Source organism: Flavobacterium sp. NKUCC04_CG, from assembly GCF_019345525.1.
GTDB lineage: Bacteria > Bacteroidota > Bacteroidia > Flavobacteriales > Flavobacteriaceae > Flavobacterium.
The window spans coordinates 226,525-242,640 of sequence record NZ_JAHKRA010000003.1 but is presented as its reverse complement, the minus strand read 5'-3'; the positions used below and the strand labels follow the sequence as shown (position 1 = coordinate 242,640).

Genomic DNA, 16,116 nt, shown 5'->3' with positions numbered 1-16,116 from the left:
AAGACCTAAAGCTTATATTTAATTCCCAAAAGGGCATAACCTGGAATTTGCGCGAAGTTGTTTTTAATGATATAATCTTCTCGATAACTGATTGATGACCAATTTAGATTTTTCATATTTAGTAGATTGTCGCCAATTAGGGATAATTCAAAGTGCTTGTTGATCTTATACGATAATTTCGCTGAAACAATATTAAAGGTGTTTTTGTCGTCGTAAAGCGATAATAGATTGGATTTATATTCATAGTTTAAGTCCAACAAGATATTTTTATTTATGCTATAAATGAGTTTGGTTCCTATACTTTTAGTGCTTTGGTAGAAAGGCTTATTTATTCCAGACTGACTTTTATTATAGGTTAGATTATAGAATAATTCGGTATTTATTTTTGTTTTGTATTTAGTTTTCAACAGTAGTCTTGTAGTTGACTGTTCCGTTATTTGTTCGTTTTGTCGATTATTTAAATAGTTGTAGAAGTTTAATTTCGTATAATTACCTCTAAATTCTACATCCCAGGGTATGAAATTAAGACCTTTGGTTAGTGACGTATTAAACAATAAGCGCTCTGTTTGAGGTGATTCCATAAGCTCATAAGAGGTTGTAAGCTGGTCTCGAAAGATGTTTCTTGTGTTTTGATGTTTGTAGTTGTTATACATACCGACAGCTACAACCGATATATTCGAAAAACTTTCAAAGAAAAAGTAGCTCATTTTCAATTCCCTTTGGATATTGTAAGTCCGATCGAATAAATTAGGGCTATTTATAGTTCTGAAGTTTTCTACAATGGGATTATCTACAAATAAACTGGGACTGGTGGTTTCAATACTTTGTTTGTAATCTAGACTAAGGCTATGACGTTCATTAAATAAGAGCGTAAGTTTTGTTGTTGGATTGACTATAAATACTTTTTTTAATGACGATTCTCTACCTCCTCGAAAATGGAAATAATCAAAAGAAGCACCTCCTTTGAATCGGAAAAATCCTTTGTTTTTGTTCCAGCTTAGATTAACTCCGTAGGTATTACTGTGTAAGTAATTGTCGTTTATTAGTTTTGGTGCTAAAGGTGTTTGTTCTAAAGCAGCGTTGAAAACGTTATGACTAAATCGGTTATATATTTTAGCATCAACAAAATTTTTATCGTTTAAATGATATAGAAATGTGAATGCCAAGCCAGTATTGATTGCTTTTCGATCGGTACTTTGTCTTAAATGATTGATGTCTCCTAGGGTTGTGGGAAATGGTTTGATGTAGAGGGAATCGTAATGTAAGTCATAATCATTCAGTGTGTTTTGGTAATCAAAATTGAATTCAGAGATGAATACATTTTCATCTATTTTCGTAATGGCTGATACGATGTTTTTGGTTTTTATAGGTCTTCTTCGAGTGTGTTCATAGAAGTTATCCAAACTAGAGAAGTGGGTAAGTCCTATGTTGTTTTCTTGATTGTAATAGATGTTGGATATAGTACCGTTATAAACAAGTGAGGTGTTTTTAATTTTGTCGTAGTTTATCTTTAAAAAAGCACTAAATAAATCGTTTTTGGTCCTTCTACTAGCTTCTTCTGCTGTGCTTAGCTGATTTGGAAATAAGTATTCGTTGGAATTTAAGGTTTGATTTTTGTCGTTGTTATACAGTAAATAGGTGTTGATTTTAAAGTAATTTTTAGGTTGGTAGTTTAGGCTTAGTGCACTAAGTCCGTTAGCTCTTTTAAGGGCATTTCTATTGGGTTGTAGCAATTGCCTTTCATCATCGGTTAAACTAATTATATTATTGGTAGAAGACATTACCGAGGCGACCCCTCCTTGTAATTTAAAATATTCTTCGATGCTAAATACGGGATTACCTAAATTGTTTTGGGAACTTATTAGGGAAATCATAAATTTGGATTGCATCGACATTAGATTTAATTTGGTATTATACACCTCGTTAAAACCTCCTTCTAAAGCCATTTCGCCGGATAATTTGTCGCTCCATTTTTTATCTAGATTGACATTAATAACGGTTTGCTCTCTAGATTGAAACCCTTTTAGTAGGGAGTATTCACTGTAGTTGTTCAGAACTTCTACATTTTCAACAGCTTCTGCAGGAATATTTTGAGTGGCGATTTGTGCGTTGCCTCCATAATAATTTTGGCCGTTAAGCAAGATTTTTTCAACCTGCTTTCCACCGGATTTTACACTGCCTTTGTCATCTACTTCTATTCCGGGTAGTTTGTCCAATACATCCCCTAAATTGGATTCTGTGCCATCAATAAATTTTTTTACATGGTATTTGATGGTGTCTTTTGAAAATGTAATACCTGTATCTCGGGCTTTAATTAGAATTTCGTCAAGTATGTTGCCACCTTCTTTTAAAATTACAGGAATGATTACCTTGTTGTCCGTTTCTAAATCAAGATTGTGAGATGCCGTTTGATACCCGATATAATTTACCTGAAGTATAACTTTTTCTGCACTTTTTGTATTTAGATGATACTCCCCTTTTTCATTTGTTGAGTCATAGGCAATCATAGTCGAATCTTTTTGTTGCAATAGGGTAACTGTAGCAAAAGCCAAAGGTTTTTTTTTTTCATCGGTAACGATGCCACTAAGGTGAAATTGTGCTTGCGTCATAGTAGAAAAGAACGTCAATAGAAACAAGGGAAGGAGTCGAATCATAGACTACATTTTTATGATTCTAACACCACCACTGTTTCCGTCAGCACCCATTTCGCTGAGTTTTTGTTTTTGGATTTTAGTAAATTCTTCCCGGCTAACTTTTTTACTTCCTGATGGGGCTTTGATTTTGTGGTCTTCCTGGACTGCGGTTATAATCTTTTCAGCTGTTATGGTTTTAACATCATTCTCTATTTCTAATATCAAACCCGGTAAACCATAATAGATATAAGGGCCATCACCTATGGGAATATCCTTTGAAAACCAGGCAATTTCACCGCGTTGATTTTCTGCTTTGCTGCATTTTATACCACAGATTTCTTTTTCTTCGCTTGAAAGAATCCATTTGGGTTTTCCTATGGCGTCCTCAATGAGGAAGTTACGTTCAAGTATACTTTCTTGTGAAATCATCAATCTGGTCGCGAAATTTTTATAAACGCTGTTGGTTTTAGAGTTGTCTGTGGCTGTGGTTAAGCTATATAGACTTTCAGTGGCCTGTATTGATAGTTTCATCTCGGAGTCCATAGCTCGGAGCTTTTTTTGAATTAAGTCAGCATAAGCATCGTCTTTATACTTGTCTAGCTTATGGGTTTCTCTATAGATCACCTCTAGTGTTTGTGCATTTAGTGAAAAGGATAAAAGTAAAATAATCATCAGGAGGATATTTTTCATAGTATTTGTTTTTTTAGCCTCCGAAATTTTTGAAATTCCGGAGGCTGATTAATAGTTATTTAGATGTCTGATATATATCAGCAGCAAGATTTTAATTTGCTGTACCAGCATCTTAGTTTTCAACAATAATAATAATGATGATAATAATGATTGGTTCATCGTTTTCTATTGCTTCTAACGCATTTGGCATTTCTTGCATAGAAGAAATGGCTTTTGTTTCCGCATTTACACTTAAGGAACTAAGTACAAATGCGAGTGTTACGAAAAGTGTTGAAAATAATTTTTTCATAATTTTAAATTTTTTGATTAAAAAACGTTGGAGTACCCTTTAAGGTCATAAACTCTCTTTCTTGGACCCTTCTACCTGCAGGTAAATCATTTTATCTATCGATTGATTTCAGTGAAACTAAAAAAAAGGAGTTTATTAGGCAAAATACACTAGATGTTATTTATAAATAACATTTGGTTTTTAAGCTTTTTTGATATATTTATCGCTTTAACTTTAGTTTTATAGTGTTATATTTATTAAAATTGTATTTTAATTATTGGTTTTGCTTTTGATGAATACTAAGGTTGTTTCTGTTTTTTGTTACTTTTTTTTGCCACTCGCCGCGGTATATTTACAACAATGTGAATGGGTTGGCAGTAGAATTATACCGTACCAAAGTTTTTTTTCTATCGGTTTTGATGATTTTAAGCTGCTCGGGAAGCAAGGCGCTAAACAGGCGCACGCTTATATAGCTAAGCCCGGAGATATACAGGTGAAACAGCAAGCAATTGTTGTAAATTATTTTGGGTTATATGGGCAAAATTCGGAGATTAACCGTTTTCTTTTAACTGCAGTGTCAATCAAGTCAAAGTTGCAGTTCACTTGCGAAAAAACCACTAAAAACCATATAGGAGAGAGCCTTTTAGAGCCGCTGCTTTCTTCTTTGAAACGGCTGTCGTATCTCAATCATATTTGGAATGCTAACTATAAAACATTAAACGATGGGCAAATAAAGGCTTGCGAGAAACAGGAACTAATTGCAGAGCGGGATCACCTCATAGCGACGATTGATTCTATAAAGCAACAGTGCCGTCTTGTTGGGTTTGTAACTATTTCCTTGATTTTCGGACTGCTTTATATAGGATGGAGTTATAAAAAAAGAAGTGAAAAACAAAAAACTTCCCTATTAAATAGAGGTGATGCAAAATCAAAAAGTACAGTAATTTCCGTACCGGGTAAAACGGTAGATTTAAGAGAGTCGACCTATGAGATTAGGGCAGACATCATATCGACTATATTGTTACAACTGGAAAAATTTGAACGGGAGCAGGGATTTTTAGACCCCTTGCTTACTTTGAGTAGCTTGGCAATCAAATTAGAAACCAATACTGCTTATCTGTCTCATATTGTGAACAAGCATCAAGGAAAAAAATTCGCAACTTATATCAATGAATTGCGAATCGATTTTATTTATGAGCGTATGTTGAAAGAACAAAATCTTTTAAAATTCAGCATCGAAGGACTAGCACAAGAATGCGGATTTAAAACAGCACAAAATTTTTCAGATGCTTTCTACCAGTTTAAAGGAGAACGCCCCTCGGTTTTTATCCGTAAACTACAACAAAAACGAAGCAGTTAAACCGATTTTATCCAATAAAAAACGGGCAACCCTATTAGAGTTGCCCGTTTTCGGACAATAACAATTAACTATAGTTCTTTATTATTTCTTAGCAGCAAATTCATCTACAAAGGTTTCATCAGGCACATAATCTGCCGTCATCAATTCGTCGTATTTTACTTTTTCGTGTTTACCCATACGGCGAGCAATACTGTCGAAAATAGAGTAAATCACCGGAACAATCACCAACGTAAGGAAAAGAGACGACAATAAACCACCGATAATTACAATAGCCAATCCGTTGTTCATCTCAGCACCCGCACCTTTGGCTAAAGCAATCGGAATCATACCGATAACCATCGCAATGGTAGTCATCAAAATTGGACGTAAACGAGCGTGATTCGCCGCTACTAAGGCATCGTGAGTATTATCTCCCGCTTCCTTACGGTGATTGGCAAAATCGACCAATAGAATGGCATTCTTACACACCAAACCAATCAACATGATAATACCAAGTATGGTAAATATATTTAAGGAGGTATTGGTTAAACCCATCGCTAGAATAGCTCCAATAAACGAAAGCGGTACCGAAAAGATTACGATAAACGGTGTTGCAAAACTGTCGTATAGGGCAACCATTACTAAGTAAACCAAGATAATAGCCGCAAGTAAGGCAATTCCCAAAGTACCAAATCCTTCAGATTGGTTTTCCATTTCTCCACCCCATTTATAACCAACACCAGCTTTTTTCTCTAACTGCGAAAATTGTTTTTCCCAATCTGCGGCAATGGTACCCGTCGGACGGCCAATGGTTTGCGCCTGAATGGTTACGGAAGGACTTTTGTCCAAACGTTCCAATAAGGTTGGTCCTGATCCATAAGTGACATCGGCAAACTGTTCTAATTTGATATTCTGACCAGCGGCGTTGGTGAATTTGATCGCTTTTACATCGTCGATATTCGTTCTAGAGAACTCTTGAAAACGGATGTTGATATCGTACTCATATTCTCCAGCTCTAAATTTACCGTCGGTGTTTCCACTAAAAGCGGTTTGCATCGTCATACCTACGGTTTGTAGGTTTAATCCCAATGCCGCCATTTTATCACGATCAACCAATACGTTAATCTCTGGATTTCCATCTTCAGACGTCAACTTGATATCTGAGGATCCTGGAATTTTTCTCAATTGGTCTGTCGCTTGTAAAGCAAATTCCATAGCATCTTCCATATTGGCTCCAGTTACCGTTAAAGCCAATGGCGCATCTTCTGCCCCCATTAGTCCTACCGGAACGGTTTTTACTTTGGCTCCAACCAATTCTCTTTCCAACTCTCTTTTTAAGCGCGCCGCATAGATAAAGGAACTTTCACTACGTTCCGATTTGTCAGTAAGAATTACAGAAATTTCCGATTTGTATTTGGTAGCCTGTGTACCTCCCATACCCTCACTAGTTTGACCTACTGTAGTAATCATCGTAACCACCTCTTTTTTAGTACGCAAAAAGTCTTCGGCTTTTTGAGTCATAAAGTTGGTGTTTTCTACAGAGGCGTCTTTTTCCATTTCGATTTGTACCAAAAACTCTCCTTTATCGGTCTTAGGGAAAAATTCATCTCCAACAAATCCTAAAGGTAATAGCGACACAGAAGCTACAAACATGAAAATAACGATTACTAAGGTCGTAATTTTATTGATTCGGCTCTTGAGTCCCCAAACCAAAAGGTTGGAAATAAAATGAGTGAATTTTTCCAGACCACGCTCAAAACCGTTTAATACTTTACCGATAAAACTGTGTGAATTGATGTGTTCGATTTTACCAAATCTTGAAAACAACCAAGGCACTATGGTAAAGGATACTAATAAAGACAATAGGGTAGCGATAATAACCGTCACACAAAATTGTGTGATGATGTTGGCAACCAAACCAGTACTCATCGCGATTGGTAAGAATACAACTACGATTACCAAAGTAATAGCCGTTACGGTAAATCCAATTTCCGAAGCTCCATCATAGGCTGCACGAACTTTGTTTTTTCCCATCTCCATATGGCGGTGAATGTTTTCGATAACCACAATCGCATCATCGACCAAAATACCTACTACCAATGAAAGTCCCAATAAACTCATTAAGTTTAAGGTATATCCCATCAGGTAAATACCGATAAAAGTAGCGATCAAAGAAAGCGGAATAGCGATCATCACAATCACTGCATTTCGTAAACTGTGTAAGAAAAATAACATTACAAAAGCGACCAAAACAATAGCCAAGAACAAGTCAAACATCACCGAGTTTGCCGCTTCTAAAGTAAAGTCACTCGAATCGTTGGCAATGGTCACTTCGATTTTTTGATCTTTATAATCGTTTTGTACGGTTTCAATAGTGTTTTTAACCAATTGACTTACCGATACTGCATTGGCATCGGATTGTTTGATTACCTGAAGTAAAATGGTGTTCTTTTGATTTAAACGCGCAATCTTTTCAACTTCTTTCTGACCGTCTTGTACATCGGCTACATCGGCCAAGCGAACCTGAATGCCGTTTTGAGAGCTGATGACTAAGTTTCTTAATTCTTCAACATTTTTGTATTTACCCGATAGACGAATCAAGGTTTGCTTGTCTCTAGTTTTGACGTTCCCCGTTGGGAAATCCAAGTTAGAAGCCAAAATGATTTGTTGAATCGCCGGAACGCTTAGTCCGTAACCTTCGATTTTTTTAGGATCGAGACTTACCTGAATTTCACGTTCTTGTCCACCGATTAGATTGACCTGAGCAACACCGTTTATTCTAGAGAAAATCGGTTGGATTTTTTTATCTAATAAATCATATAATTCCTTTTCATCAAGATTACTGGTAACACCTAGGGTCATTACAGGTAAATCACTTAAAGAGAACTTATTTAATGATGGAGGATCTACATCGTCTGGTAAATCTTTTAAGATAGCATTGATCTTTCTTTGAGCGTCGTTTAAAGAGTAATCCACATCTGCTTCGGGGATTAAAGTAATAATCACAACAGATAAACTTTCGTATGATTTTGCCTCAATCTTTTTTACATTTTCCAAAGAAGATACCGCATCTTCGATTTTTTTGGTTACCGTATTTTCGATCTCGGAAGGCGAAGCTCCCGGATAGACTGTTGAAATAGTTACGACGTTTACTTCGAATTTAGGAACCAATTCGTAGCTCAGGTTTTTGTAACTAAATATACCGCCCAGTATCAAGATGATAAAGAGTACAATAATGATACTCGGGCGTTTTATGGATATTTCGGATATTTTCATTTTGTCAGCTGTTGGATCTTATTTAATGATGTTTACTGGAGTCTTGTCAATCAGGTTGATTTGTCCACTGATTATAACGGTTTCACCAGCTTTTAAGCCTTCTAGGATTTCTACTTTGTCACCAAAGTTTCTTCCTGAAATTACTTTTCTCAATTGAGCTGTGCTGTCTTGTACTACGAAAATTTCGTTGGAACTAACACTGCCTACAAAGGCATTTCTCGATACGGTAAGTACGGGTGTTGTTCTGTCGGCATTTGGATTGAATATGGCCGAACCATACATACCGGCTTTTAATTCGTTATTCGCATTGTTTTGAATTACCATTTCCACAGGAAAGTTTAAAGACGCATCTGCCTTTGGTGCGATGAAGGTAATTTTACCTTCAAATTGTTTGTCTGGAAAAACGCTGGCTTTTACCTTGATGACATCACCTATTTTTAAAACGGCAACGTGGTTTTCATCAACGTTTACCTTGAGTTTTAATTTGCTGACATTAACCAACTCAAACAACGGCGTTCCCGGTGATACGAAAGTTCCCGGTTCTATGTGTTTTTTATTGATGATACCACTAATAGAAGCTTTGATATTCGCATCTCCTGCAGTGATTTGTGCCGATCTTAAATTGGCTTTGGCATTTTCCAATTGAAGTTTGATTTGATCCAATTGCTGTTTGGTTACCCCACCAGTTTTATAAGCACTTTCAAAACGAGCTGCATCGGCTTGTGCTGTAGCGTAAGTGGCTTGTGCATTTTGTACGTTGACATTCAGTTGATCTCCATTGATAACAGCTAGAGTTTGTCCTGCTTTTACAACGGATCCTTCTTGTACCAATACTTTTACAACGCGACCTGGAGTTTCTGCTGAAAGGGTTAACTCTTGTTCGGGTATAAAATTTCCATTAGCGATATATTCGGCATTGACTATTTCGCTTTTTACGCTTTCAACTCGTACGGCAACGGATGCATTTTTTTCTGCAACTATGGCGGTTTCCGCTTCGTTTTGAGCTTTGTTTTTGTTTAACATAAAAACAATCCCCGCTAAAACTGCGATCAATACTATTCCTGTAATTATTTTATTTTTCATTTGGGAGGCTTAATTATTTGGTTAAAGATTTTAATGCTCCTTGAGCTTTGATTAATTCGATTTCTGCTAACTTGTATTCTAATAAGGCATTGGTATAGTTGTTTTCAGCCTCGGTAAACGCATTTTCTGCATCGAGTAAATCCGTCAGTGTCGCCAAACCATTTTTATAATTGTTATGTATGTTTTCTTGCACATCCTTAGCTAAATCGACGTTCTCTTTCTGTGAGCTGATCGTGATCAAAGAGTTTTGAATCTGTGTTACAGCATTTTTATGTGACAAATCCATGGCTTCGCGTGTATCTGCAATATCCAATGCGGTTTTCTTAAGATCGATTTCTGCCTGACGTACTTTTGAACGGGTAGCAAAACCACTGAAAATCGGAACTTTTAAGGTAAGCCCAACAGTCGCATAGCTAGTCCAGAATACCCCATCGCTCGGTTTTTTAAACCAAGGAAGCTCATTGCCTAAACCTTGATAAGCAAAATTACCAAACAAGGCTAACGACGGATAATATTCGGCAACGATGGATTTTTTCTTATAAGTCAATAATTCCTCTTGCTTTCTAAGTAACTGTAGTTCGGTTCTCTCATCGATATTAATCTCGTTTGACAAGGCATCACCAGTGATTTCAAAAGTATTCTCAGGGAAAGTAATGGAAGTGTTTAAGTCCATTCCAATCAGAAATTTTAAAGAGTTTTCTTGCAGTTGAATTGCATTGATGCTCTGTTGTCTCTTTGATTTGATATTGCTTAGGCTTACTTTGGTTCGGTCCAGGTCAATTTTAGTTGCCAATCCGTTATTGTAAAGACCTTCGATAATGCCCTTGATGCGTTCTGTGCTGTTTAGATTGCTCGTAATGGTCTTCAACATCTCTTTGGACTGGTAGATTTGGTAGTAGCTGTTGGCCACTTTTTCAATCAACTGTTCTTCGGTCAATTCTCTATTGATAATGTAGAATTCCCGAGTTGTTTTGGCTGCCTTTAAACCGGTGAAAACCGATTGATTAAAAATGGTTTGTGTCAAAGTGGCTGAAGCACTACTGTTCCATTTTTGACCGAAGGGTACCAATACCGTTTCTCCAGGTTGTCCAAAAAACTCGCCCGGTAAAGCGCTTTGCTGTAACAACGGACTGTTATTTAATCCGGCTTCTACACTGATGTTGGGTAGTGCTAAGGCGCGGACTTCTTGAATCTGATAATTGCTGTTCTCAATGTCTAACTTGGCCTTTTTCGCGTCGGCTTTGTTTTCTAAAGCAAAATTAATCGCTTCCTTAAGAGTCAGCTTGAGCTCTTGAGCTTGGACCATAATTCCAAATAATAGGAAGGATAAGGTCAGTTTATAATTATTCATTTGGGGAGTGATTTTCAATGATTGTTTCTAATATTTCAATTCCTTTTTGGGTTGCAATGCTGCGTATATGATATTCTAAATGCATTTTTTGTATGCGATCATAAGAGAAGGTTTCGCGCGGAAAAACCTCTTCGTCATCCAAGGATACACAGCCGCCAAAAAATAAACGGGAGGTGAAGTGGATGTTGATGTTTTCCCTAAAGAGACCGGTGGCGATTCCCTTTTGTAAATTTCGGGTAATCAGATGTTCGAAACGTTCCAATTGACGCGTTTTGATATCGGCAGCTATTTTTGGATAATATTTGATGAGTTGTAATAAAGGCGAGGAGTTTTTGATGTGAAACATTTCGTCAATTTTACTATGAGCAACAAATAATTCGTCTATCGGATTTAAGTTTAATTGACTAACTGCACAAATTTTTTCATTGATTTTGTCGTTGAAGTAATCTATAGTCGCCTTGATCAAATCCGGCTTTGATGTATAATATTGATAAATTGTTTTTTTGGATATACCCATCTCGTTAGCGATATCATCCATAGTAACATTCTTAAATCCAAGATTTAAAAACATATTCATGGCTCTATCTAAAATTTCCTCTTTCATTGGCTTTTTTATTTGGCGCAAATATATGTAGGAAACTTTAGAAACGAATATAGTTTCCGGAGTTTTTAAATAAATTTAACATTTAGAAGATGTTAGGCGAAGTAAAAAAAAACGGTTACTTTTACAAAAAAAATAAAAAATGCAATCCATAATCGGTTATAAAAATCAAATTGCAGAACATATTGCTGCTATTGATCTAACGGGTAAGCCTGTAGAATTGTACGCTCCAATCACTTATATTTTATCTTTAGGGGGTAAACAAATTAGACCAGTTTTAACCTTAATGGCTGCCGAGATTTTTGGTTCTACTGCCAAAGAAGCATTGGCAGCTGCAACTGCTATTGAGCTTTTTCATAATTTTTCTTTGATTCACGACGATATAATGGATCAGGCTAATTTGCGAAGAGGGCATGAAACCGTTCATAAAAAATGGGATATTAATACGGGTATTTTATCTGGAGACGCCATGTTGATTTTGGCTTATCAGTATTTTGAAAACTATGAACCAGTGGTGTTTAAGGAATTGGCGAAATTGTTTAGTAAAACCGCTATTGAAGTTTGTGAAGGGCAGCAATGGGATGTTAATTTTGAAGATCGTCACGACGTGGAAATTTCGGGTTACCTCAAAATGATTGAGTATAAAACCGCGGTTTTAGTTGGAGCAGCTTTGAAGATGGGGGCTATAGTGGCTCGTGCTTCTGAAGAGAATGCGAAGTTGATTTACGATTTTGGATTAAATCTGGGTATAGCTTTTCAATTGCAAGACGATTATCTAGATGCTTTTGGCGATGTAGAATCATTTGGTAAGCGGATAGGTGGAGATATTTTAGAAAATAAAAAAACCTATTTGTATTTGCGTGCCGTTCAACGGGCGTCTGATGTGGAAAAGGAGCAGTTGATTCACGCATACACTACCGAAGGGGCAGATGAAGAAGAAAAAATTGCAAAAGTAAAGTTGTTATTTTTGGCTACTGGATCTGTGGATGACTCCAAGGGTCTGATTGAGAATTACACTCAGAAAGCGTTGAATATGCTTGATTTGTTAGATATAGAAGAAGATAAAAAAGAAGTTTTACGTCAGTTCAGTAAAGATTTAATGAGTCGTAAAGTTTAAATCGTAAAAAGATGTTAGAGGCTGTTCAATATCTAGAAAAAAATGTAGAAAATCGCGAGTTGTTTCAGCAGTTGTTGCTACAATTGCAAAAGGATTTTCTAATGGCTACACAATTAGAGGTGTTTGTTCAGGTGGATACAGCAGCTGAAATGGTGAATGAATTGTATAGGCAACTGCTTCGATTAGTGGAAACAGATGTTTCTAAGTTTTCCAGTCTCTTTTATAGAATAGATATATCTGAAGTTGTGGTGGAGGAACTACAACTTCGAGGACTTGATTTAGAAGCGTATTTGCAGGCACTGACAATCATCATTCTCAAACGAGAATGGCAAAAAATATGTTTTAGAAATAAACTCTAACAAAGGGCATAAAGCCGGTATTGTACACATTGTCTTTCTTTTTATACAATACATTATATTTTACACCAATGGTAGCATTTGGGGTACTGTAACCGGCTCCGAAAAATAGAGCGGTATTCCAAAAATCGTCTGTATAATTGGGATGAATATAGGTGTAAGTATTGTTTACGCGCAATTGTTCCAGTTCCATTGAAAATTGAACTTCCGGTATTGGATTGAGTAAAGCGACAAAAGTAGGGCCGTATATCCAAGAGGTATAGAAATCTTTATTATTAATATAACTTCCTTGTAAACCAACTCCCATAGAAAACATGGGATTAAATTGATAGATAGCACTAGGGGCTACTAAAATATCAGTATAAGTGTTGCTAATACCCAAACCTATAGCACCACCAAATTTCACATGTTTAAAAAAATCACTCTTTTTATTAATATTGTTTAAATCTTGTGCGATTATAGAATTGCTTATGAAGAAAAAAAATGGAATAAGCAAAAAACGTGTTAAATAAGTAATGTTAATTCTTTCCATTTCAGTTTTATAAAATATTTGTGAGATAAAAGTAACAAAAATATTAGAGATTTATTACAAAGTATTGTATTTTTGTGTAAATTATTTTAACCAAAGGTCTTTAGACAATATTATGGACAGGTATTCCTTTTTAAACGCGGCACATACGGCATTCTTTGCAGAGTTATATGATGAGTATTTACAAAATCCCGACAGCATTGAGCCCAGTTGGAGGAGCTTTTTTCAAGGTTTCGATTTTGCAAATGAATATAGCGATGGTCCGGTAGAACAGTTATCAAATGCTTATGCAGATTCGGGTAACACCAAACAGTTAGAGCAATTTCAAAAAGAATTCGCAGTTTTAAAACTTATAGATCACTATAGAACCTACGGGCATTTAGTGACCAAAACAAATCCTTTGCGCGATAGAAATGTGGTTGCTCCGGATTTGAGTATTCAGAATTTTGGATTGAGTACGGCCGATTTAAATATCAAGTTTGAAGCGGCTAAATCCGTTCAACTTCCTGTTTCAACCCTTGCTGAAATCATCAAGCACCTCGAGCAAGTGTATTGTCATACTCTTGGAATTGAGTTTAAATATATTTTTAACGAGAGAGAAGTTCAGTGGATTCAAAATCATTTTGAAACACCGGATGCTGGTTTTGATGCCAATCTTAAAAAGGAAATTCTAGGAAAATTAATTGAAGCGGTTTCTTTTGAAAATTTCTTGAATACCAAATATGTAGGACAGAAGCGTTTTTCATTAGAAGGTTTAGAGGCTGCAATTCCGGCTTTAGATATGTTGATTGAGGCTGCTGCTGCTCGTGGAGTAGAAGAGTTGGTTATGGGAATGTCACATAGAGGACGTTTGAATGTATTGGCTAATGTCTTTAAAAAACCAGCAGGGGAGATTTTTTCTGAATTCGATGGCAAGGACTATAATGCCGTAGAGGGATTTGACGGAGACGTAAAATACCACTTGGGCTTAAGTTCTATGAGACAAACCAAATCAGGAAAAGAGATTCACCTTAATTTAGCTCCAAATCCATCGCATTTGGAAACGGTTGGAGCTGTAATCGAAGGGATATCAAGAGCAAAACAAGACCGTTTGTATGCTGAAAGCCCATCTAAAGTATTGCCTATCGCCTTACATGGTGATGCAGCAGTAGCTGGACAGGGAATCGTTTACGAAATCATCCAAATGGCTAAGCTTAGAGGATATAAAACCGGAGGTACTATTCATTTGGTTTTAAATAATCAAGTTGGATTTACGACCAATTTTACAGATGGTAGGTCGTCTATATATTCTACTGATGTTGCCAAAGTAACTCATGCTCCTGTATTGCATGTCAATGCAGATGATACAGAGGCTGCAGTAAGAGCCATGTTGTTTGCATTGGATTACCGTATGGAATTCGGTTCCGATATCTTTATCGACTTGGTAGGATATAGAAAGTATGGACATAACGAAGGTGATGAACCTAAATTTACACAACCTTTGTTGTATAAATTGATTTCAAAACACCCGAATTCAAGAAATATATATAGCGCTAGATTGTTGGAAGACAAGATAATCGATAACGATTATGTTGCTGCACTCGAGCAAAAATACAAAGACGCCTTGGAGTCTTCTTTGGAAGAGTCTAGAAAACACGAATTTGCCGAAATAAAAACATTTATGGAGGAAGAGTGGAAAGGCTATGAAAAGGCAGATGAAGCGAAAATGTTGTTGACTTATGACACAACGGTTTCTAAAGAGGTTTTAACCGATATCGCTAAGGTAGTTACCGAACTTCCGGGTGATAAAAAGTTTATCAGTAAAATCAAAAAATTGATAAACGACCGTAAAACCATGTTTTTTGAGTCCGATAAATTAGATTGGGCTATGGGAGAAATGTTGGCTTATGGTTCTTTATTGACAGAAGGTTTTGGAGTGAGAATTTCAGGACAAGATGTTGAAAGAGGGACGTTTTCTCACCGTCATGCTGTTATAAAAACAGAAGATACAGAGGAATCAATCATTTTGTTGGATAAGTTAAAAGACAAAAAAGGATTGTTTAGTATATATAACTCCTTATTATCTGAATATGCGGTAGTAGGATTTGAATACGGATATGCCTTAACCAATCCAAAGACCTTGACTATTTGGGAGGCACAATTTGGAGATTTCTCCAACGGTGCTCAAATCATGTTGGATCAGTATATTTCTGCGGCTGAAGCCAAATGGAATACGCAAAATGGATTGGTGATGTTGTTGCCACATGGATATGAAAATCAAGGGGCAGAACACTCTTCAGCACGTATGGAACGTTATTTGCAGTTATGTGCAGAAGACAATATGTATGTAGCAGATTGTACAACACCAGCAAACTTTTTCCATTTGTTGAGAAGACAAATGATTGCTAACTTTAGAAAACCTTTAATCGTATTTACTCCAAAGAGTTTGTTGAGACATCCTTTGGCGGTATCTTCTATAGAGGATTTTGCAACAGGTCATTTCCAAGAAATTATAGATGATCAGCAAGTGAGTGCAGCCGAAGTGAAGTCGTTGGTTTTCTGTACTGGTAAATTTTATTATGATTTATTGGCTGAGAGAGAAAAATTGGGCAGAAATGATGTGGCTTTAGTTAGAATAGAGCAGTTGTTTCCATTGCCAATTGACGGTATGAAAGAAATCATTGCTAAATATCCAAATGCAGACGATTATGTTTGGGCGCAAGAAGAGCCACGTAATATGGGAGCCTATAGTTTTATGTTGATGAATTTCCATGAAGTTCCTTTGCGCTTAGCTGCAACAAAAGCATATAGTGCGCCGGCATCGGGTAGTTCTACACGTTCTAAAAAACGTTATGCTTATGCAATCGCTAAAGTTTTTGATAAAAACTTATAAT

Annotated in this window: 12 protein-coding genes; 4 read left to right on the top strand and 8 right to left on the bottom strand. The window is 36.4% G+C overall.

The window, feature by feature from the left end; genetic code table 11:
• Nucleotides 1-5: 5 nt before the first annotated feature.
• The 3 genes from KO524_RS03895 to KO524_RS03885 form a co-directional block, all read right to left on the bottom strand.
• On the bottom strand, nucleotides 6-2,654 hold the full coding sequence (locus KO524_RS03895) for a TonB-dependent receptor (protein WP_219290444.1): 2,649 nt from the start codon (nucleotides 2,652-2,654) through the stop codon (nucleotides 6-8).
• Between the two features lie 3 nt (nucleotides 2,655-2,657).
• A complete protein-coding gene (locus KO524_RS03890) occupies nucleotides 2,658-3,323 on the bottom strand; it encodes a GLPGLI family protein (protein WP_219290441.1) in 666 nt (221 codons plus the stop codon).
• Between the two features lie 112 nt (nucleotides 3,324-3,435).
• Nucleotides 3,436-3,612, bottom strand: a complete 177-nt coding sequence (locus KO524_RS03885; RefSeq protein ID WP_219290439.1) for a hypothetical protein — start codon at nucleotides 3,610-3,612, stop codon at nucleotides 3,436-3,438.
• Between the two features lie 472 nt (nucleotides 3,613-4,084).
• On the opposite strand from KO524_RS03885, the gene KO524_RS03880 reads away from it, so the two are divergent.
• Nucleotides 4,085-4,951, top strand: coding sequence for a helix-turn-helix domain-containing protein (locus KO524_RS03880; protein WP_219290437.1), 867 nt, complete (start codon nucleotides 4,085-4,087; stop codon nucleotides 4,949-4,951).
• Between the two features lie 81 nt (nucleotides 4,952-5,032).
• On the opposite strand, the gene KO524_RS03875 is transcribed toward KO524_RS03880, so the two are convergent.
• The 4 genes from KO524_RS03875 to KO524_RS03860 are packed head-to-tail and all read right to left on the bottom strand — an operon-like array spanning nucleotide 5,033 to nucleotide 11,244.
• Entirely contained in the window at nucleotides 5,033-8,206 is a 3,174-nt protein-coding gene (locus KO524_RS03875) for an efflux RND transporter permease subunit (protein WP_219290434.1), read from the bottom strand.
• Between the two features lie 18 nt (nucleotides 8,207-8,224).
• Nucleotides 8,225-9,289, bottom strand: a complete 1,065-nt coding sequence (locus tag KO524_RS03870; RefSeq protein WP_219290432.1) for an efflux RND transporter periplasmic adaptor subunit — start codon at nucleotides 9,287-9,289, stop codon at nucleotides 8,225-8,227.
• A 13-nt stretch (nucleotides 9,290-9,302) separates the two neighbouring features.
• The gene (locus tag KO524_RS03865) at nucleotides 9,303-10,640 is read right to left on the bottom strand and encodes a TolC family protein (protein WP_219290429.1); all 1,338 of its coding nucleotides are present in this window, start codon (nucleotides 10,638-10,640) and stop codon (nucleotides 9,303-9,305) included.
• Nucleotides 10,633-11,244: a TetR/AcrR family transcriptional regulator gene (locus KO524_RS03860; RefSeq protein ID WP_219290426.1), complete on the bottom strand. Its 612-nt coding sequence runs from the start codon at nucleotides 11,242-11,244 to the stop codon at nucleotides 10,633-10,635. Before KO524_RS03860 ends, KO524_RS03865 begins: the two co-directional genes overlap by 8 nt.
• Nucleotides 11,245-11,383: 139 nt before the next feature.
• Between KO524_RS03860 and KO524_RS03855 the strand changes: the two genes are divergently transcribed.
• Both KO524_RS03855 and KO524_RS03850 read left to right on the top strand, forming a co-directional pair.
• The gene (locus KO524_RS03855; RefSeq protein ID WP_219290423.1) at nucleotides 11,384-12,358 is read left to right on the top strand and encodes a polyprenyl synthetase family protein; all 975 of its coding nucleotides are present in this window, start codon (nucleotides 11,384-11,386) and stop codon (nucleotides 12,356-12,358) included.
• Between the two features lie 11 nt (nucleotides 12,359-12,369).
• The gene (locus tag KO524_RS03850; protein ID WP_219290420.1) at nucleotides 12,370-12,717 is read left to right on the top strand and encodes a hypothetical protein; all 348 of its coding nucleotides are present in this window, start codon (nucleotides 12,370-12,372) and stop codon (nucleotides 12,715-12,717) included.
• Here KO524_RS03850 and KO524_RS03845 read toward each other — a convergent pair.
• Nucleotides 12,701-13,246 (bottom strand): hypothetical protein, encoded by a 546-nt coding sequence (locus KO524_RS03845; protein WP_219290417.1) that lies wholly within the window; start codon nucleotides 13,244-13,246, stop codon nucleotides 12,701-12,703. The genes KO524_RS03850 and KO524_RS03845 overlap by 17 nt on opposite strands.
• Before the next feature lie 112 nt (nucleotides 13,247-13,358).
• On the opposite strand from KO524_RS03845, the gene KO524_RS03840 reads away from it, so the two are divergent.
• Nucleotides 13,359-16,115, top strand: a complete 2,757-nt coding sequence (locus KO524_RS03840; RefSeq protein ID WP_219290414.1) for a 2-oxoglutarate dehydrogenase E1 component — start codon at nucleotides 13,359-13,361, stop codon at nucleotides 16,113-16,115.
• The last annotated feature ends 1 nt before the right edge of the window (nucleotide 16,116 follow it).

Bases quoted from the DNA above. Each gene is read 5' to 3' on its own strand.
- KO524_RS03895 (WP_219290444.1), bottom strand. From the start codon at position 2,654: ATGATTCGACTCCTTCCCTTGTTTCTATTGACGTTCTTTTCTACTATG.
- KO524_RS03890 (WP_219290441.1), bottom strand. From the start codon at position 3,323: ATGAAAAATATCCTCCTGATGATTATTTTACTTTTATCCTTTTCACTA.
- KO524_RS03885 (WP_219290439.1), bottom strand. From the start codon at position 3,612: ATGAAAAAATTATTTTCAACACTTTTCGTAACACTCGCATTTGTACTT.
- KO524_RS03875 (WP_219290434.1), bottom strand. From the start codon at position 8,206: ATGAAAATATCCGAAATATCCATAAAACGCCCGAGTATCATTATTGTA.
- KO524_RS03870 (WP_219290432.1), bottom strand. From the start codon at position 9,289: ATGAAAAATAAAATAATTACAGGAATAGTATTGATCGCAGTTTTAGCG.
- KO524_RS03865 (WP_219290429.1), bottom strand. From the start codon at position 10,640: ATGAATAATTATAAACTGACCTTATCCTTCCTATTATTTGGAATTATG.
- KO524_RS03860 (WP_219290426.1), bottom strand. From the start codon at position 11,244: ATGAAAGAGGAAATTTTAGATAGAGCCATGAATATGTTTTTAAATCTT.
- KO524_RS03855 (WP_219290423.1), top strand. From the start codon at position 11,384: ATGCAATCCATAATCGGTTATAAAAATCAAATTGCAGAACATATTGCT.
- KO524_RS03850 (WP_219290420.1), top strand. From the start codon at position 12,370: ATGTTAGAGGCTGTTCAATATCTAGAAAAAAATGTAGAAAATCGCGAG.
- KO524_RS03845 (WP_219290417.1), bottom strand. From the start codon at position 13,246: ATGGAAAGAATTAACATTACTTATTTAACACGTTTTTTGCTTATTCCA.
- KO524_RS03840 (WP_219290414.1), top strand. From the start codon at position 13,359: ATGGACAGGTATTCCTTTTTAAACGCGGCACATACGGCATTCTTTGCA.